Here is an 18,782-nt window from a genome sequence, read left to right on the forward strand (position 1 = left end):
GCGCGATGCGTCAGAATCCGAGTTTCACCCTCGCCGATCCCGCGGAGATCAAGCGGATCATCCGCCAGAACCCCTGGGCGACGATCGTCACCCAGACCTCCGAGGGTCTGGTGGCGTCGCACTACCCCGTGCTGGTCGACGAGTCGCGCGAGGAGCTGTCGATCGTCACGCACGTAGGACGGCCGGATGAGCAGCTGCACGAGCTCGGCGCGCACGAGATCATCGTGATCTTCCAGGGCCCGCACGGCTACATCTCGCCGGGCTGGTACGACGCGACGCCGGCCGTGCCCACCTGGAACTTCGTCGCCGTCCATCTCAGCGGCGTCCCCGAGATCCTCAGCGACGAAGAGAACTTCCGCGTGCTCGGCCAGCTGGTCGACCATTTCGAGGATCCCATGCCGAATCCGCGCCGCATGGAAGGCACCCCCGAGAACGCCGAGTACGCCAAGCGCATCTCGTCGGGCACGGTCGGCCTGCGCCTGACGCCGACCCGCGTGGTCGCCAAGAGCAAGATGAGCCAGAACCGCCCGGCGGAGACCGTCGATCGCATCGTCTCCGAGCTGGAGGGCGACGGCCCCTACGCGAGCGCGGCCCTGGCGGCCGAGATGCGCCGCGTGCACGACCGGATGCGCGCCGCCCGATGACGACGGTGCTGCGCGGCGGGCGCGTTGCGGCCGTCGACGGCACGGTCGACATCCTGATCTCGGACGGCCGCATCGCTGCGCTCGCGCCGGCCGGGCGACTGCGCGGCGATGACCTGGTGTCGCTGGACGGGCGGTGGGTGGCGCCCGGGCTCTGGGACAACCATGTGCACTTCACGCAGTGGGCGCAAACCGCCCGCCGGCTCGACGTGTCGCAGGCGAGCTCGGCTGCTGCCGCAGCCGAGCTCGTGCGGGAACGCGCCGCCGCCGCTGCGACCGCCGAGACACTCGTCGGCTTCGGGTTCCACGACGCGCTCTGGCCGGACGTGCCGACGCGCGCTCTCCTGGACGACGCCGCCGGCGATCGGCCGGCCGTGCTGATCGCAGGCGACCTGCACTGCTGCTGGCTCAACACCGCCGCCGCGCGGCTCTACGCCCCGGAGACCGCGGACGACGACAACGCGGCGGTGCTCAGGGAGGATGCGAGCTTCGCCGTCACCTCGCGGCTCAGCACAGCCGACGACGCGACTCTCGACCGCTGGGCGTCCGACGCCGCGCTGGCTGCTGCCGCCCGTGGTGTGGTCGGAATCGTGGACCTGGAGTACGGCTGGAACCTGGATGTCTGGCAGCGACGGATGGGCGACGGCGCCCGATCCCTGCGGGTCGAGTTCGGGATCTACGGCGATCACCTCGCTCGGGCGGCCGACCTCGGTCTGCGTACGGGCGACGCGATCCCCGAGACCGGTGGCCTGCTGACCGTTGGACCGTTCAAGGTCATCACCGACGGCTCGCTGAATACCCGCACGGCCTTCTGCTTCGACGCGTATCCGGATGGCGGCCACGGTGTGCAGAACCTGACACCCGACGAACTGGTCGCGGCGATGCGCTTCGCAGCGGACAACGGACTCGAGCCCGCCGTGCACGCGATCGGCGATCACGCCAACCGCCTCGCCCTCGACGCCTTCGCCACGGTCGGCGTCCCTGGCCGCATCGAGCACGCACAGCTGCTCAGCACCGCCGATGTCTCCCGCTTCGCCGAACTCGGCGTCGTCGCGAGCGTGCAGCCCGAGCACGCGATGGACGACCGCGACGTGGCCGACGTGCTGTGGGCAGGCCGCACGGGCCGCGCCTTCCCGCTCGCGGCGCTGCAGCGGGCCGGTGTGCGACTCGCCCTCGGCTCCGACGCACCGGTCGCTCCACTCGATCCGTGGGTCGCGATGTCCGCGGCCGTCGCGCGGGCGCGGGACGGCCGGGCCCCGTGGCATCCGGAGCAGTCGATCTCGCGACGCGTGGCCTTCGACGCCTCGGTGCGCTCGCGGATCGCCGTCGGAGAGCCTGCCGACCTGATCGTGCTCGACGACGACCCGTTCGGCTGCAGTCTCGCCGAGCTGCGCCGGATGCCCGTGGCAGCGACGATGCTCGCCGGCCGTTTCACGCACGACGCGGTGCGCTGAGGCGCCGGAACGACGAGAACGGGCCGCCCGAAGGCGACCCGTTCACGGAGAAGAAGCGCTACTCGCTGATGTGCGCGAAGAGGAACCAGCGGTCCTTGTCGAGGCCGCGGGCGATCTCGATGGCGATGTCCTGGCTGGTCTGGTCGAGCTCGTCGAGCTCCTTGACCGCAGTGTTCACGGCGGCGAGCGCCGCATCGATTTGGCCGATGACCTCGGCGATCGTGTCGTTCGACTGACGGAAGCCGGCGGTGAGCTCGGCGGTCGCGGTCTTCGCTGCGACCGTTCCGAGGCGGGCGTCGACCGGGAGACCGAGAGCGACGATGCGCTCAGCGGCGAGGTCGGCCCACTCCTGAGCGTGGTCCACGATGGTGTCGAGGAGCTCGTGCACTCCGATGAAGTTGGCTCCGCGCACATGCCAGTGGGCCTGCTTGCCGTTGACCACGAGGGCGGTGAGATCGATCACGACCGGGCTGAGGAACTGTGCGACTCCGGCGGCGACGTCCGGGTTGGAAACACTCTGCGTTACGGCGATGTCCGTCATAATGGGCGTCCTTTCTTGTGCCTGAGACAACGCTACGCGGTACGCAGAATTCCGCAACGAAGCTGAGGCTGCGCTAACTAAGGTGGGGGTAACCCCCGGTCGGGTCCGGTTGCCCGCCGCATACCGCGCGTGCCGCGGTCTGGCGAGGCTGGAGGCATGACCCGTTCCTCGCCCGCGTCCCGGCTGCGGCGCCCTCGCGCCACCGTCATCAGCGCAGCTCTCGCCGTCGGCATCGCGTCGGCCATCGGGCTGGGGATCGCCGGCTGCGGGGCCCTCGGCGGCGGCACGATCGACACGGCGGGGAAGGTGCGGTTCGACAGGGCCCTCCCCATCCCACCCCTGGCGAAGCCGACGATCGATGCCACGGGATCGAAGGTGTTCGACCTCGAGGCGCGTGCCGGCACGACCGCGTTCCGGCCGGGGGTCGAGACCACGACCTGGGGCTTCGACGACGCCTACCTCGGACCGACGATCGTCGCCGAGCGCGGGGACGACGTGCGGATGCGCGTGACCAACCGGCTCACCGAGGAGACGACGGTGCATTGGCACGGCATGCACCTGCCCGCCCGCATGGACGGAGGGCCGCACCAGCTGGTCTCGCCGGGGGAGGTCTGGGAGCCGCACTGGCGCATCGACCAGCCGGCGGCCACCCTCTGGTACCACCCGCACCTGCATGGCGAGACCGAGAAGCAGGTGCAGCTCGGCATGGCCGGGATGGTCATCCTGAAGGATCGTGCGGAGGAGGCGCTGAACCTCCCGCGCAGCTACGGCGTCGACGACATCCCCGTCATCGTGCAAGACAAGCGGTTCGATGCGCAGGGCCAGTTCACCGACGCGGTGGGCGGATTCATCGGCTCCATCGGCGACACCCTGGTGGTGAACGGCGCGATCGGCCCGTACCTGGACGTGACGTCGGAGACGGTGCGGCTGCGCCTCCTGAACGCCTCCCCGGCCCGCACCTACGACTTCGGCTTCGACGACGCCCGTTCCTTCTCGCTCATCGCGACCGATGGCGGACTCCTGCCTGCGCCGGTGCCGCTCACGCACATCCGGCTCTCGCCCGGCGAGCGCGCCGAGGTTCTCGTGCACGTCGTGGCGGGCGAGCGCACGACATTGCGTTCCGTTCCTCCCGACCTCGGGGTGGACCGCATCAACGCCGGGATGAACGCGGGCAACGACACGCTCGACGTTCTGCAGCTGCGGGCCGCCGCCGTGCTCACGCCGAGCGCGCCGATCCCCGACCAGCTCGTGGCCCTCGCGCGCTGGCGTGCGGCCGATGCGGATGTGACGCGCGAGTTCCTGCTCGACGGACACGAGATCAACGGACGCCAGATGGAATCAGGGCGCATCGACGAGACCGTCGAGCTCGGCGCGCTGGAGCAGTGGGTCGTCACCAACACGATGGATGCTCCGCACAGCTTCCACGTGCACGACGTGCAGTTCCAGATCGGGACGATCGCGGGAAAGACGCCCCCTCCGGAGCTCGCCGGGTGGAAGGACACGATCTACCTGCCGCCGCAGACCGAGTTCCGGCTGCTGATGCGGTTCACGGACTACGCCGACCGGAACGCGCCGTACATGTACCACTGCCACCTGCTGACGCACGAAGACCACGGGATGATGGGCCAGTTCGTGGTCGTCCAGCCCGGTCAGCATGCCGGCACCGTGCCGGAAGACACCACCGCAGCCGGGTCCGGCAGCGGTCCACGACAGGAGATGACCCATGACCACTGAAACCTCTGCCACGCTGGACGATGTGACGAGCATCCGCCAGCAATCGAGCACCCGAGGCGTCGGCTACGGCTCCCTGTGGCGCGGTGTGCCGCGAGAGCTCGGCTTCCTGCTGCTGACGATGCCGATCGCGATCATCGGGCTCGCCGTCCTGCAGTCGCTGTTCTGGACCGGCGTCGGGACGATCGTGATCTACGTCGGGCTCTTCGTGCTCATCGGGGCGTTCTACACGGCGCGCGGCTTCGGGACGCTCGAACTCGTCCGGCTGCGCTGGGCCGGCCGGGACGAGATCGCGCGACCCCAGTGGGAGCCGGCCGACAAGCCGCGCACGTTCTTGCGCTCCGCGTTCGGACCGTTCGTCAACGGGCACTACTGGCTGTATCTGCTCCACACGATGGTCGTGAACCCGATCGTCAGCATCGTGTCGTGGTCGATCACGATCGCGTGGACGGCCACGGCGCTCGGTGGGCTCACCGGCTGGATCTGGGACCGCTTCCTCCCGAACGACGGTCAGACGTTCTTCCTCTCGAGGGTGATCGTCGACTGGGCCACCGGCACGCGATCGACCTTCGACCCGGTGGTCGGCGACCAGATCCTCTACATCGTCCTCGGCGCGCTGTTCGCCGTGACGCTCCCGTTCGTCACCCGGGGGTTGACGGTGATGCACAACGGGGTGGCGCTCGGGATGCTCGGGGCGTGGCGCTCCGAGGCCCTGCAGCGCGAGGTCGCCGATCTGTCGGCATCGCGCGGTGCGGCGGTCGTGGCGGAGGACCAGTCGCTGCGGCGGCTGGAGCGCGACCTGCACGACGGGCCGCAGCAGCGGCTCATCCGGCTGCAGATGGACATCGCCACTGCCGAGCGCAAGCTCGATGCCGACCCGGAGGGCGCCAGGGCGATTCTCGCCGAGGCCGGCCAGCAGGCGCGCGACACGCTGGAGGAGCTGCGCGCACTGTCGCGCGGGTTCGCGCCGCCCATCCTGCAAGACCGCGGACTCGTGTCCGCGCTCGAGAGCCTCACGGCGCGCAGCACGGTGCCGATCCAGCTCGAGACGGAGATCGCCCCGGGCGCCCGGTTCGCGCCAGAGGTCGAGCGCAGCGCGTACTACGTCGCCGCCGAGCTCGCCGCGAACCTCGCCAAGCACTCCGGAGCGACCGCGGGCCGGCTCTTCGTCGACACGCGCACCGACGCCCAGACCGGCGCAGTGTGGCTGGACATCTGGCTCACCGACAACGGCAACGGGGGAGCGTCCCTCGTCGACGGGCATGGACTGCGGGGCCTGGACGAGCGGGTGCGCGGACTGCGCGGCGAACTGGTGATCGACAGCCCGGTCGGCGGTCCGACCCGCATCGGCGCCCGCATCCCGGTCGCTGCGCCGCAGTAGCGCGGCCCCGAGGCTGGGCGCCCCCCGGGGCTGAGCGCCGCCCTAGGCTGGAGGGATGACCCCGAGTGATCCCTCCCGCCTCCGCATCGTCGTCGCCGACGACTCCGTGCTCCTGCGCGAGGGTCTCATCCGGTTGTTCGACGAGGCCGGCTTCGAGACCGTCGGCGCGTACGGCGACGGCGACAGCCTGCTGGCCGAGGTCGGCTCCCTGCATCCGGATGTCGCGGTGCTGGACGTGCGGATGCCGCCCACCTTCCGCGACGAGGGGGTGCGGGCGGCCATCCGGTTGCGGGCCGAGCACCCGGCCACCGCTGTGCTCCTGCTGAGCCAGTACGTCGAGGGCACCTACGCGCAAGAGCTGCTGTCGGCGGGCGAAGGCGGAACGGGCTACCTGCTGAAAGACCGGATCGCGTCGCTCGACGAGCTGCGGGATGCGATCACGCGCGTCGCCGACGGGGGAACGGTGCTCGATCCGCAGGTCGTTCGCGAGCTCCTGGTACGCCGCACCGACCCGATCGATGCGCTCACACCGCGCGAATCCGAGGTGCTGCAACTGATGGCCGAGGGCCGCACCAACGCCGGGATCGCGCAACGGCTCGTGATCGGCGTCGGGGCCGTGGAGAAGAATGTGACGGCGATCTTCCAGAAGCTGGGGCTGGAGGATTCGGGCGACGACCACCGCCGGGTGCTCGCAGTGCTGGCCTACCTCCAGCGCTGACCCTCGTTCGGGGCACGCGAGCGCAAGGGCAGACATCTCGCCGGTTCGGGGTTAGGCTGCGGGCACCGCCCACCGACCACCGACCCGCGAAGGGCGCCCATGTCTGTTCTGCTGCGCACGCTCACGACGATGACCGTCACTGCCGCGCTTGTCGCGACCGGCGCACTGGCCGCGACGGCCGATACTCCGACCGTCCCCGCCGGCACCGACGCGCAACCGACTCTGGCGCAGATGAACGCTGCTGGGGATCACACGATGGGTTCGACCGTGCCGGGGGACGACCCGGCGTCGACCGCCCCGCGAGCCTTCTCCGGCGCGGCCGTGCAGCCGCTCGCGGCCACGCAGCCGCCCGGGGTCCAGGGGCTCGACGTGAGCGGGTGGCAGAAGCTCGCGATGGCCGACTGGACGCGGGTCTGGGCCAACGGCGGCCGCTTCGCGTACGTGAAGGCCACGGAGAGCACGGACTTCACGAGCAGCCAGTTCACCGAGCAGTACAACGACTCGTATCGCGCGGGCCTGGTGCGGGGCGCGTACCACTTCGCGACGCCGAACACGTCGTCCGGCGCCGCGCAGGCGAACTTCTTCGTCGCCCACGGCGGCGGCTGGGTCAACGACGGCCGCACGCTGCCGCCGCTGCTCGACATCGAGTACAACCCGTACGGTGCGACGTGCTACGGCAAGACCGCCGCTCAGATGGTCGCGTGGATCCGGGACTTCTCGAACACGGTCCGAGCCCGCACCGGCCGGCTCCCCGCGATCTACTCGACCACCGACTGGTGGACGCGATGCACGGGCAACAACGGCGGCTTCGGCGGAAACCCGCTCGTCATCGCCCGCTATCCGAACAACATCGCATCCGGTGCGGGCACACTGCCCGCCGGCTGGAGCCGCTACACCATGTGGCAGTACGCCAACCACGGAGTCTTCCCGGGAGACCAGGACGTCTTCAACGGGACCGTCGCGCAGCTGCTCGCCCTTACCAGGAGCGGTTCGACCGCGATCGCCCTGGATTCCCCGATCGTCGGCGTCGGCGACTTCAACGGCGATCGCAAGCCCGACCTCATCGCGCGCCGCGGTGATGGGAGCCTCTGGTTCTACGCGGGGACGGGCACGGTCACGTCGACGAGTGGCGGCTACGCTCCCGGGCGCCAGATCGGCACGGGATGGAACGTCTACGACGCCATCATCGGTGTCGGGGACTACAACGGCGACCGACGGGCCGATCTGCTCGGCCGGCGTCCGGACGGTTCGCTCTGGTTCTACCCGGGCACGGGCACAGTCGGATCGGGTTCCCCCGGCTACGGGGCGGGCGTGCGCATCGATGCGGGCTGGGGCGCGTTCACGCAGATCACCGCACCCGGCGACTTCAACGCCGACGGACGGGCCGACCTGCTCGCCCGCAAGTCCGACGGCACCCTGTGGTTCTTCGCCGGTACCGGGATCGCCGACACCTCCCACTCCGGACATGCCGCCCCGGTGCAGATCGGCACCGGCTGGCAGGTCTACTCCCAGCTGCTGGGCATCGGCGACCAGAACAGGGACGGGAAGCCGGATCTTGCGGGCTTCCGCAGCGACGGCTCGCTGTACCTGTACGCGGGGGGACGCGGCGGCGCGGGTACCCCGTGGTACGGGACGGCCCAGAAGATGCCGGTATCCGGACTCAGCCGTTCGGACACGCTCAGCGCGCCTGGCGACTTCAACGGCGACGGGATCACCGATCTGCTGGCCCGCGGATTCGACGGGGCCCTGCGCCTCATCCCCGGATACCCCGTCGGCGCGAGCGGATACCAGGCGGCGGTCGCGGCCGGCACGGGATGGACGACCGACAGCGTGGCACTGGACGCGGGTGACTTCAATCTCGACGGCTGGAGCGATATCGTGACGAAGCGCACAGACGGGTCCCTCGTGCTGCATCCGGGCTCGGGGCCGGCGCGCTACGGCACCGCGCTCCGGATCGGCACCGGCTGGAACGTCTACTCCACGCTCATCGCTCCGGGCGACCTCAACCACGACGGCAAGGTCGACCTGCTCGGAGTGCGCTCATCGGGCACGCTCTGGTATTACGCGGGAACCGCGTCGTTCGGCGGGGGAGCGACCGGATACCGTCCGGCCGTGCAGCTGGGGCCGGGCTGGAACGCCTACACCCGGATCGTCGCCGGGGACTTCAACGGCGACGGCCGACCCGATCTGGTCGGCGTCAGGTCGAACGGCACGCTCTGGTTCCACGCCGGTACCGCTCAGGCCGCGTCGGCCGCCCCGGTGTTCCGGGCCGGCGTGCAGGTGGGGACGGGATGGGCCGCGTTCAACACGCTCGTCAGCACAGGCGACCTCGACAGGGACGGCAAGCCGGATCTGGTCGGGCGGCGGGCGGACGGATCGCTCTGGTTCTATCACGGCACCGGCAGGATGGGCTCGTCCAGCGGATACTCCGCCGCCGTTCGGATCGGCACCGGATGGAACGTCTACCGCTCGATCCTCGGCGCCCACGACGCCAACCGCGACGGCCGCACCGACCTGCTCGGCGTGCGTTCCAACGGCACCGTCTGGTTCTACGCGGGCACGGGAGGCACGGGCGTTCCGCGGTTCGGGTACGGCTCGTCTGTGCGCATCGGAGCCTCGTGGAACGTGTACCAGTGACCCTTGCCACTCGCGCGGGTGCGCGGGCAGACTGAGGAAACCACGCTCGCTGACGGAAAGCAGGTGCTCAGATGGCCGGACTGGACGACATCACCAATAAGGCGAAGGAATTCCTCGACAGTGGTGCGGTGAAAGACGCGCTCTCGAGCGAACAGGCCGAAGGCGTGAGCGACAAGCTCCTCGACGGCGTCGCCGACGCGGCGAAGAAGGTCAGCGGCGGCAAGTTCGACGAGCAGATCGAGGGCGCCCGCGACGCCGCCGACAAGAAAGTCGGCAACGAATAGCGGGCTTACACGTAATCCCGAACGGCCGGTTTCCTCGTGGGACCGGCCGTTTTTCTCTGCCTCGATGCGGGACCCCCCGAACGGGTAGGGTTCCTTGCTGAACGAATCCCGTTAAACTTCCACCGAAGCCTTAAGCTTCGAACCATCGCTCCGACCGACCCCGAAGCGGTGGACCCGACCGACCATACTGCAATCCCGCTCGTCGACGGTGGACTCCGTTGCGTTCTTTCCCGAGGGATCCGTCCACAGCTGAGGAGCGCCTCCGATGCCCACCGTTTCCCAATTCGCCACGACGGCAGCCGTTGCTGCGGCGCTGGTCGCAAGCTGCGTGCTCGCGTCACCGGCGAACGCCACGACGGCGACGCCTGAGCCGTCTCCCTCCGTGACGGCGAGCCGGCCGGATGCGGCGTCGCCGACGGCGAGCCCGGCACCCACCGCAGTCCCGGCGCCCACAACGACTCCGTCGCCGTCGGTCCCCGCGTCCCCGGCGCCGACAGCCGCTCCGGCTCCCGCGGTCGGAGACGACCCGTCGCTGGCCACGATGAATGCCGCCCGCAACCATGCGATGGGGTCGACGATCCCGGTCGAGGCGTCCGAAGGGTCGGGCTCGAAGTTCCGTTCTCTCGCAGCCGCCCGCCCCGCCGGCGTGCAGGGCCTCGACGTGAGCGGCTGGCAGGTGCTGAACCTCGCCAATTGGCGCACGATCTACGCGAACGGCGGACGCTTCGCCTACGTGAAGGCCACCGAGAGCACCGACTACCGGAGCAGCCAGTTCGCTGAGCAGTACAGCGACTCGTACACAGCCGGTCTCGCCCACGGCGCCTACCACTTCGCGACGCCGAACACGTCGTCGGGAGCCACCCAGGCGAACTTCTTCGTCAACAACGGCGGCGGCTGGACCAACGACGGTCGCACACTGCCGCCGCTGCTGGACATCGAGTACAACCCGTACGGCGCGACCTGCTACGGCCTGAGCGCGGCGCAGATGGTGTCGTGGATCCGGGACTTCTCGAACACGATCCTCGCCCGCACCGGCCGCCTCCCCGCGATCTACTCGACAACCGACTGGTGGACACGGTGCACCGGCAACACCTCGTCGTTCGGTGCCAACCCGCTCTTCATCGCGCGGTACCCGAGCAACATCGCGTCCGGCGCGGGCACACTGCCCGCAGGATGGAGCCGGTACACGATGTGGCAGTACGCCGATGCCGGCGTGTTCCCGGGTGACCAGGACGTCTTCAACGGCACCGAGGCCCAGCTCGCGGCGTTCGCCAGGGGAACGAGCACGGGTGGAGGCGGAGCGACGCCGATTCCGCCCGCACCGACACCGCTCACGGCTCCCGTGATCGGGACCGGGGATCTCAACGGCGACGGGAAACCGGACTTCATCGCGCGGCGTCCCGATGGCACCCTCTGGTTCTACGCCGGCACCGGCACGGTGAGCTCGTCGGACAGCGGGTACGCCGCGGCCGTCCAGATCGGTGTCGGCTGGAACGCCTTCGACACCATCCTGGGCGTCGGCGACTTCACCGGCGACGGCAAGCCCGACCTGGTCGCCCGCAAGACCGACGGCACCCTCTGGCTGTACGCCTCGAACAACGCCGCGAAGAGCAAGCCCACTTTCGCATCCGGCCGACAGATCGGAACCGGCTGGAGCGTCTACACCGAGATCTCGGCCGCCGGCGACTTCGACGGCGACGGCAAGGCCGACCTGCTCGCCCGGCGTCCGGATGGCACGCTGTGGTTCTACGCAGGCACGGGTGTCGTCGGAGGGAACGCGCAGGGCTACGCTGCCGGCAAGAAGATCGGCACCGGCTGGAACGTGTTCAAGCAGGTGTTGGGCGTCGGCGACCTCAACCGCGACGGAAAAGCGGACCTGATCGGCCTGATGCCGAACGGGAGCGCCTACTACTACGCGGGAACGCGCCGCACCTCGGGCACGAACGCCTGGTATCTGCCTGCCCGCCCGGTGACGCTGTCCGGCGTGACGGGCACCTCGACGCTGGTGGCCCCCGGCGACCTCAACCGTGACGGTACGCCCGACCTGCTGGCTCGTTCCGCTGCCGGTGCGCTGACCTACCTCCCCGGGAGCGTGGTGAAGGATGAGGGCTATTCGGCCGCGAAGACGTCTGCGGGCGGTTGGAACGTGAACACGAACGAACTCGGCGTCGGTGACTTCAGCGGCGATGGCAAGGCGGATGTGCTGGCCACCCGGGCCGACGGCAGCCTGTGGCTCTACCCCGGGCTGGGCTCGATGACCTCGACCGGCGCCCTCTACGTGACCCCGAGCAGGATCGGCACCAGCTGGCAGGTCTACTCCAAGCTGGTCGCGCCCGGCGACTTCAACGGCGACGGCAAGCCCGACCTGCTGGGGATCCGTGCCGACGGCACCTTCTGGTTCTACGCCGGAACCGGCAAGGTCGCGGGCGCAGACACCGGCTACAAGCCCGGCGTGAAGGTCGGGCACGGGTGGGGTGTCTACGACACGGTGGTGGGCGTCGGCGACTTCAACGCTGACGGTCGTTCCGACCTGATCGCGCGGCGACCGGATGGCTCACTGTGGTTCTACGCGGGCACCGCTGTCGTCGACAGTACGCACGAGGGTTACAAGCCCGCGGTCAAGCTGGCCACGAACTGGCAGATCTTCGACACGATCCTGGGCGTCGGCGACGTCAACAGCGACGGGCGCCCCGACATCGTGGCGCGCCGCACCGACGGCACCCTGTCGTTCTTCGCCGGGACAGGCAAACCCAGCGCGACCAACTCCGGTTTCGCGCCCGAGGTGCAGATCGGCCGCGGCTGGAACACGTTCCAGACCCTCGTGGGCGGGCAGGACGCCAACGGCGACCGCATCAACGACATCATCGGCATCCGGGCCGACGGCTCCGCCCTGTTCTACGCGGGGACGGGCACGGCCGGAAGTACCACCGGTTCGTTCTCCTCGACGATGGCGATCGGCACCGGCTGGCAGATCTACGGATGATCCCGAGTTGAGAAGAGGAAGAGCCGGCAGACCAACACCCGCCGGCTCTTCCTTTTCCATCTGCGGATGCTGGACGTAGCGCGACAGCGGCGCTACGGTGACACCGTGTCCGCCGAATCAGGCAAGCCCCAGAGCGCCCACCTCGGCGACGTCGTCGTGACGGTGCTGCTCATCGTCGGCTCGATCGGGCTGGCCATCGGACTCTTCTTCGGCGTCTTCCTCTGGGACACCGACGGCGCCACGCATGCACTCGGCTTCTTCCTGGGCGTGTTCCTGCCGCCGGTGCTCACGCTCGCCGGCGTGATCGGGGGGATCGTCGCCCTCACGCGGCGCCGCCTGGCGTTCTTCTACCCGCTCGCCGGCATCGTGCTCAGCCTGCTCTCCTGGTGGATCGCGCAGGCACTCGCCACGTCATAGCGGCTCGAGTCCCGGTCGACGCGTACAGCGCCGGTTACAGAGGGGATGACGGGAATCGAACCCGCGTAATCAGTTTGGAAGACTGAGGCTCTACCATTGAGCTACATCCCCGGAGTCCCGCGTGAGCGAGGCACCCAGGACATCGTAGTACAGGTTTCGTACGTGCCCCGACCGGCGCACCGTCGTCGTCACGGGTGCAGTAGACTTGCGCGTGGTCTTTCGCCCCCGACGGGTTCGTTCGCGTCGCGGTACGGACCGGGCGGGTTTGAGGTCGCTGAACCCGGGGCGTAGCTCAGCTTGGCTAGAGCGCCCGCTTTGGGAGCGGGAGGTCGCAGGTTCGAATCCTGTCGCCCCGACCAGACCTCGAGCCACACGACGAAGACCACCGTTCAACTACAGGAGAACCCAACAACGTGAAGACCACGGTCGAAAAGCTGAGCCCCACTCGCGCCAAGCTCACCATCTCGGTGACGCCGGAGGAGCTGAAGCCGTCCATCAAGCACGCGTACGAGCACATCGCCGAGCAGGTCAGCATCCCCGGCTTCCGCAAGGGCAAGGTGCCGCCGGCGATCATCGACCAGCGCGTCGGCAAGGCCGCCGTCCTCGAGCACGCGGTCAACGAGGGGCTCGACGGGTTCTACCGTCAGGCCGTCGACGAGAGCGACGTGCGTCCGCTCGGCCGTCCGGAAGCCGACATCACCGAGTGGCCGAACGAGAAGGACTTCTCGGGCGACCTGCTGCTCACCATCGAGGTGGATGTGCGCCCCGAGATCGAGCTGCCCACGTACGACGACGTGAAGATCACGGTCGACGCGGCCGAGGTCACCGACGCCGACATCGAGTCGGAGCTCGACACCCTGCGCAGCCGCTTCGGCACGCTGGTCACCGTCGACCGCCCGGCCAAGACCGGCGACTTCGCCCAGATCGACCTGGTCGCGACCATCGGCGACGACGAGGTCGACACGGCCAACAGCATCTCCTACGAGATCGGCTCCGGCGAGCTGATCGAGGGCATCGACGAGGCGCTCGACACGCTGACCGCCGGCGAGACCACCACGTTCGAGGCGCCCCTCATGGGCGGCGACCACGAGGGTGAGAGCGCCCAGATCACCGTGACCCTCCTGGCGGTCAAGGAGCGCGAGCTGCCCGACGCCGACGACGACTTCGCGCAGATCGCGAGCGAGTTCGACACGATCGACGAGCTCAAGGACAGCCTGCGCGGCCAGGTCGAGCGTGCCAAGACCTTCGGTCAGGGCACCAGCGCCCGCGACCAGCTCGTCGAGAAGCTCCTCGAGCTCGTCGAGATCCCGGTTCCGGCCGCGCTCGTCGAAGACGAGGTGCACCGCCACCTGGAGCAGGAGAACCGCCTCGAAGACGACGTGCACCGCGCAGAGGTCACCGAGTCGAGCGAGAAGACCTTCCGCACGCAGATCCTCCTCGACGAGGTCGCTCAGGCCGAAGACGTCAAGGTCAGCCAGGACGAGCTCACCCAGTACCTGGTGCAGGGCGCAGCCCAGTACGGCATGGACCCCAACGAGTTCGTGAAGATCCTCAGCGAGAACGGCCAGATCCCGTCGATGGTCGGCGAGGTCGCCCGTAACAAGGCGCTCGCGATCGTGCTCGGCAAGGCGACCGTCACCGACTCGAACGGCAATGCCGTCGACCTGTCCGAGTTCACGGCACTGCCCGAGGACGAGGAAGACGGCGCCGACGTCGTCGACGAGGTCGTCGAGACCGCGGAGGCCGAAGAGGCGGCAGAGGCCGCCGAGGCTCCGGCCGAAGAGGAGAAGCCCAAGAAGAAGGCCGCTTCCAAGAAGAAGTAGTCGACACGCCTGAAGGCCGGGAGCACATCGCTCCCGGCCTTCTGCGTATCCGGGCGACCAGCGCGCCCGGCGCGACGACACGACGAGCGACGAAACGACGAGGGGATGCTCATGGACTGGGACGCGCGGGTCGCCGCGGTGTGGACGGCGGCGGGAACCATGAGCGACGACGCGGTCGTGCAGGCGATCGACGCCCTCGTGGCCGAACGCCAGGAGGACGACCCCCGTGCGCTGTTCGAAGCCGCCGGCGCCCGCGACTACGCGGGCCTCGAGGCCGAGGCCGAGCCGCTCTACAGCCGGGCCCTGCAGTGCGGCCTCGCCGAGCCGGAGCGCGCTCAGGCCGTCATCCAGCTGGCGAGCACGCTCCGCAACCTCGGCCGGGCGGGGGAGAGCGCCGCGCTTCTGCGGGGCGAACTAGCCGAGCATCCTGGCCATCCGCTGGCGGATGCCGCACGCGCGTTCCTGGCGCTCGCCCTGCACGACGCTGGCGAACCTTCGGCGGCCGTCCAGGTGTCGCTCAGCGCACTCGCACCGCACCTTCCGCAGTACGGCCGGGCCGTCGCGGCCTACGGGGACGACCTCGTCGGGCGCTGAGCCGGAGCCCCGCCGATCTGCCCAGGGCGAACAGGCCGGAAATGCTGTTGCGGCTCCGATAGATTCGTTCACGAAGCGACAAGGAAATGGAGCGACACATGGCCGACATGGGCATGCAACCCAGTGTTTTTGACCGACTGCTGAAGGACCGCATCATCTGGCTCGGCTCCGAGGTGCGGGATGACAACGCGAACGAGATCGCCGCGAAGCTGTTGCTCCTCGCTGCGGAGGACGCCAAGCGCGACATCTACCTCTACATCAACTCACCCGGTGGCTCGATCACCGCGGGTATGGCCATCTACGACACGATGCAGTTCGTCCCGAACGACATCGTCACCGTGGGAATCGGCATGGCGGCCTCGATGGGCCAGCTCCTGCTGACCGCGGGCACGAAGGGCAAGCGGTACATCACCCCCAACGCCCGCGTGCTGCTGCACCAGCCGCACGGCGGCTTCGGCGGAACGGCCAGCGACATCCAGACGCAGGCGCAGCTCATCCTCGACATGAAGAAGCGCCTCGCGGAGATCACGGCGGCGCAGACCGGCAAGTCGGTCGAGCAGATCAACGCCGACGGTGACCGCGACCGCTGGTTCACCGCCCAGGAGGCCCTCGAGTACGGCTTCGTCGACCACATCCGCGAGACGGCCTCCGACGTCGTCGGCGGTGGCGGCACCGACGCGGACGCCGTCAAGTAGAGACCACGGAAGGAATACGACGAAATGAACATCCCCAACTTCGGTGGTCAGGCGTTCAACGGGGTCCAGGCCCCGGGTGCGCGCTACATCCTGCCGAGCTTCGAAGAGCGCACGGCCTACGGCTACAAGCGCCAGGACCCGTACGCGAAGCTCTTCGAGGACCGCATCATCTTCCTCGGCGTGCAGGTCGACGACGCTTCGGCCGATGACATCATGGCGCAGCTCCTCGTGCTCGAGAGCCAGGACCCCGACCGCGACATCGTCATGTACATCAACTCGCCCGGTGGCTCGTTCACCGCGATGACGGCGATCTACGACACGATGCAGTACATCCGCCCGCAGATCCAGACGGTCGTGCTCGGTCAGGCCGCCTCGGCCGCCGCAGTGCTCACCGCCGCCGGCACGCCCGGCAAGCGTCTCGCGCTGCCGAACGCCCGCATCCTGATCCACCAGCCCGCCGTCGGTGAGGCCGGTCAGGGCCAGGCGTCCGACATCGAGATCCAGGCCAACGAGATCATGCGCATGCGCACCTGGCTCGAGGAGACGCTCGCGCACCACTCGAACCGCTCGCAGGAGCAGGTCAACAAGGACATCGACCGCGACAAGATCCTCTCGGCCGCTGAGGCGCTCGAGTACGGTCTCATCGACCAGGTGCTCACCAGCCGCAAGGCGCTTCCGGCACTCGTCAAGTAGAGTCCTCGGCATGACCGAACGGGGCGATCGTCTTCACGACGATCGCCCCGTTCGGCGTGTCAGGGTCTTCAACGACGCGATGTACGACCCGGATGTGTGGCCGGCGAACATCCCGGCCGTCGCGCAGGTGCTGCGCGACGGCCTCGAGCTGCCTGCCGGCGTGACGTTCCTGGTCGGCGAGAACGGCAGCGGCAAGTCGACCCTGGTCGAGGGGATCGCCACGGCGTACGGGCTTCCCCCGGAGGGTGGGAGCAACCAGGGCTGGCACGAGACCCGCCCGTCGGAGTCGTCGCTCGGCGAATGGCTGCTCGCCGAGCGCAGCCCGTCGGCCCCCCGCTGGGGGTTCTTCCTGCGCGCCGAGACGATGCACGGCTACTACACGTACCTCGAGAGCCTGGGCGGACCGGATGCCGTGCTCCATGCCCTGAGCCACGGCGAGTCGTTCAACGAGCTCCTCGAGACCAAGCTCAACCATCCGCAGTTCGTCGCGGGGCTGGTGGTGCTCGACGAGCCCGAAGCCGCGCTGTCGTTCGGGTCGAGCCTGCGCTGGCTCGCCAACCTGAACGAGATGGCGAAGCGCGGCACCCAGGTGATCTGCGCGACGCATTCGCCGATACTCGCGTCGCTGCCCGGAGCGCATCTGCTCGAGACAGGGGAGTGGGGCATCCGGGAGAGCACCTGGGAGGACCTGGAGATCGTGGGCCACTGGCGCTCCTATCTCGACGACCCCGAGCGGTACCTGCGGCATCTGCTGTGACGAACCGTGACCGCCGTTTGCGGCGCAATCGCTGAGGGCGAACGCGCCGGAGATCATTTGCGGGCGGGGTGCGCACCTTTGTCGCCCGCACAGGTTAGGCTCGTCAGAAGATACCCGAAGGAGGAGGGTGACGGATGGCTCGTATCGGGGAAAGCGCCGATCTGCTCAAGTGTTCCTTCTGTGGCAAAAGCCAGAAGCAGGTTCAGCAACTCATCGCCGGTCCGGGCGTGTACATCTGCGACGAATGCGTCGAGCTGTGCAATGAGATCATCGAGGAGCGCCTCGCGGAAGCGGGCGAGGAGACGTCGAGCGAGTTCGACCTCCCCAAGCCGAAAGAGATCTTCGGCTTCCTCGAGGAGTACGTCATCGGACAGGAAGCGGCGAAGCGCGCACTCGCGGTCGCCGTCTACAACCACTACAAGCGGGTTCGCGCCCGTTCGACGATCACCGCGGCCGACGCGATGGACGACGTCGAGATCGCCAAGAGCAACATCCTGCTGATCGGCCCGACGGGCTGTGGCAAGACGTACCTGGCGCAGACGCTCGCCAAGCGGCTGAACGTCCCGTTCGCGGTCGCGGACGCCACGGCGCTCACCGAGGCCGGCTATGTCGGCGAAGACGTCGAGAACATCCTGCTCAAGCTCATCCAGGCCGCTGACTACGACGTGAAGCGGGCCGAGACCGGCATCATCTACATCGACGAGGTCGACAAGATCGCCCGCAAGGCCGAGAACCCGTCGATCACCCGCGATGTCTCGGGCGAGGGCGTGCAGCAGGCCCTGCTCAAGATCCTCGAGGGCACGGTCGCCTCCGTTCCGCCGCAGGGCGGTCGCAAGCACCCGCATCAGGAGTTCATCCAGATCGACACGACGAACGTGCTGTTCATCGTGGCCGGCGCCTTCGCCGGGCTCGAAGACATCATCTCCCAGCGTGCGGGCAAGAAGGGCATCGGCTTCGGCGCCCCGCTGCACAGCAAGGGCGACGACGTGAACCTCTTCAGCGAGGTGCTGCCGGAAGACCTGCACAAGTTCGGTCTGATCCCCGAGTTCATCGGTCGCCTCCCGGTCGTGACGACCGTGACGCAGCTCGACCAGGAAGCGCTCATGCAGATCCTGACCGAGCCGAAGAACGCACTCGTGCGTCAGTACCAGCGCATGTTCGAACTCGACGGCGTGCAGCTCGACTTCGAGCCGCCGGCGCTCGAGGCGATCGCCGATCTCGCGGTTCTCCGCAAGACCGGCGCCCGCGGGCTGCGCGCGATCATGGAAGAGGTCCTCGGGCCGATCATGTTCGAGGTGCCGTCGAGCTCCGAGGTCGCCCGCGTGGTCGTGACCCGCGAGGCGGTGCTCGAGAACGCCGCTCCGACGATCGTCCCTCACCGTCCGCGACGCGAAGAGAAGTCGGCTTAACCGCCGAACAGGTGTGCAGACGGC

At 68.9% G+C, this 18,782-nt stretch carries 16 protein-coding genes and 2 tRNA genes; 16 read left to right on the plus strand and 2 right to left on the minus strand.

Annotated elements, in window-relative coordinates; all coding sequences use genetic code 11:
• Positions 1-5: 5 nt before the first annotated feature.
• Together PKE84_RS17270 and PKE84_RS17275 are read left to right on the plus strand one after the other, a co-directional pair.
• Entirely contained in the window at positions 6-644 is a 639-nt protein-coding gene (locus PKE84_RS17270) for an FMN-binding negative transcriptional regulator (protein ID WP_271178486.1), read from the plus strand.
• Complete coding sequence (locus PKE84_RS17275; protein ID WP_271178487.1) at positions 641-2,095, plus strand: amidohydrolase; 1,455 nt, start codon at positions 641-643, stop codon at positions 2,093-2,095. The genes PKE84_RS17270 and PKE84_RS17275 overlap by 4 nt, the downstream gene beginning before the upstream one ends.
• Before the next feature lie 58 nt (positions 2,096-2,153).
• Here the strand turns inward: PKE84_RS17275 and PKE84_RS17280 are convergent, their stop codons facing one another.
• Positions 2,154-2,636, minus strand: coding sequence for a Dps family protein (locus PKE84_RS17280; protein WP_271178488.1), 483 nt, complete (start codon positions 2,634-2,636; stop codon positions 2,154-2,156).
• A 156-nt stretch (positions 2,637-2,792) separates the two neighbouring features.
• Here PKE84_RS17280 and PKE84_RS17285 point away from each other — a divergent pair, with 156 nt between their 5' ends.
• The 7 genes from PKE84_RS17285 to PKE84_RS17315 all read left to right on the plus strand — a co-directional run bounded on the left by PKE84_RS17285 (position 2,793) and on the right by PKE84_RS17315 (position 12,787).
• Positions 2,793-4,370 carry a multicopper oxidase family protein gene (locus tag PKE84_RS17285; protein ID WP_271178489.1) on the plus strand — a complete coding sequence of 526 codons (1,578 nt, stop codon included), beginning with the start codon at positions 2,793-2,795 and terminating at the stop codon, positions 4,368-4,370.
• The gene (locus PKE84_RS17290) at positions 4,360-5,748 is read left to right on the plus strand and encodes a sensor histidine kinase (RefSeq protein WP_271178490.1); all 1,389 of its coding nucleotides are present in this window, start codon (positions 4,360-4,362) and stop codon (positions 5,746-5,748) included. The genes PKE84_RS17285 and PKE84_RS17290 overlap by 11 nt, the downstream gene beginning before the upstream one ends.
• Before the next feature lie 55 nt (positions 5,749-5,803).
• Complete coding sequence (locus PKE84_RS17295; protein ID WP_271178491.1) at positions 5,804-6,466, plus strand: response regulator transcription factor; 663 nt, start codon at positions 5,804-5,806, stop codon at positions 6,464-6,466.
• Between the two features lie 99 nt (positions 6,467-6,565).
• Positions 6,566-9,103, plus strand: coding sequence for a GH25 family lysozyme (locus PKE84_RS17300; protein WP_271178492.1), 2,538 nt, complete (start codon positions 6,566-6,568; stop codon positions 9,101-9,103).
• 71 nt (positions 9,104-9,174) lie between these two features.
• A complete protein-coding gene (locus PKE84_RS17305) occupies positions 9,175-9,387 on the plus strand; it encodes an Rv0909 family putative TA system antitoxin (RefSeq protein ID WP_271178493.1) in 213 nt (70 codons plus the stop codon).
• A gap of 265 nt (positions 9,388-9,652) precedes the next feature.
• On the plus strand, positions 9,653-12,370 hold the full coding sequence (locus PKE84_RS17310) for an FG-GAP-like repeat-containing protein (RefSeq protein WP_271178494.1): 2,718 nt from the start codon (positions 9,653-9,655) through the stop codon (positions 12,368-12,370).
• A 105-nt stretch (positions 12,371-12,475) separates the two neighbouring features.
• Positions 12,476-12,787, plus strand: a complete 312-nt coding sequence (locus PKE84_RS17315) for a hypothetical protein (protein WP_271178495.1) — start codon at positions 12,476-12,478, stop codon at positions 12,785-12,787.
• Positions 12,788-12,827: 40 nt separating this feature from the next.
• Here PKE84_RS17315 and PKE84_RS17320 read toward each other — a convergent pair.
• A tRNA-Gly gene (locus tag PKE84_RS17320) sits at positions 12,828-12,898 on the minus strand.
• Between the two features lie 170 nt (positions 12,899-13,068).
• Here PKE84_RS17320 and PKE84_RS17325 point away from each other — a divergent pair.
• The 7 genes from PKE84_RS17325 to clpX all read left to right on the plus strand — a co-directional run bounded on the left by PKE84_RS17325 (position 13,069) and on the right by clpX (position 18,758).
• Positions 13,069-13,146, plus strand: a tRNA-Pro gene (locus PKE84_RS17325).
• 54 nt (positions 13,147-13,200) lie between these two features.
• Positions 13,201-14,610, plus strand: a complete 1,410-nt coding sequence (gene tig, locus PKE84_RS17330) for a trigger factor (protein ID WP_271178496.1) — start codon at positions 13,201-13,203, stop codon at positions 14,608-14,610.
• Between the two features lie 111 nt (positions 14,611-14,721).
• On the plus strand, positions 14,722-15,204 hold the full coding sequence (locus tag PKE84_RS17335) for a tetratricopeptide repeat protein (protein WP_271178497.1): 483 nt from the start codon (positions 14,722-14,724) through the stop codon (positions 15,202-15,204).
• Between the two features lie 98 nt (positions 15,205-15,302).
• Positions 15,303-15,899: an ATP-dependent Clp protease proteolytic subunit gene (locus tag PKE84_RS17340; protein ID WP_271178498.1), complete on the plus strand. Its 597-nt coding sequence runs from the start codon at positions 15,303-15,305 to the stop codon at positions 15,897-15,899.
• A 24-nt stretch (positions 15,900-15,923) separates the two neighbouring features.
• Positions 15,924-16,592 carry an ATP-dependent Clp protease proteolytic subunit gene (locus PKE84_RS17345; protein ID WP_271178499.1) on the plus strand — a complete coding sequence of 223 codons (669 nt, stop codon included), beginning with the start codon at positions 15,924-15,926 and terminating at the stop codon, positions 16,590-16,592.
• 10 nt (positions 16,593-16,602) lie between these two features.
• A complete protein-coding gene (locus PKE84_RS17350; RefSeq protein WP_271178500.1) occupies positions 16,603-17,349 on the plus strand; it encodes an AAA family ATPase in 747 nt (248 codons plus the stop codon).
• 134 nt (positions 17,350-17,483) lie between these two features.
• Complete coding sequence (clpX, locus tag PKE84_RS17355) at positions 17,484-18,758, plus strand: ATP-dependent Clp protease ATP-binding subunit ClpX (protein ID WP_271178501.1); 1,275 nt, start codon at positions 17,484-17,486, stop codon at positions 18,756-18,758.
• The last annotated feature ends 24 nt before the right edge of the window (positions 18,759-18,782 follow it).

This window comes from Leifsonia poae, from assembly GCF_027921845.1.
Taxonomy (GTDB): domain Bacteria; phylum Actinomycetota; class Actinomycetes; order Actinomycetales; family Microbacteriaceae; genus Leifsonia; species Leifsonia poae.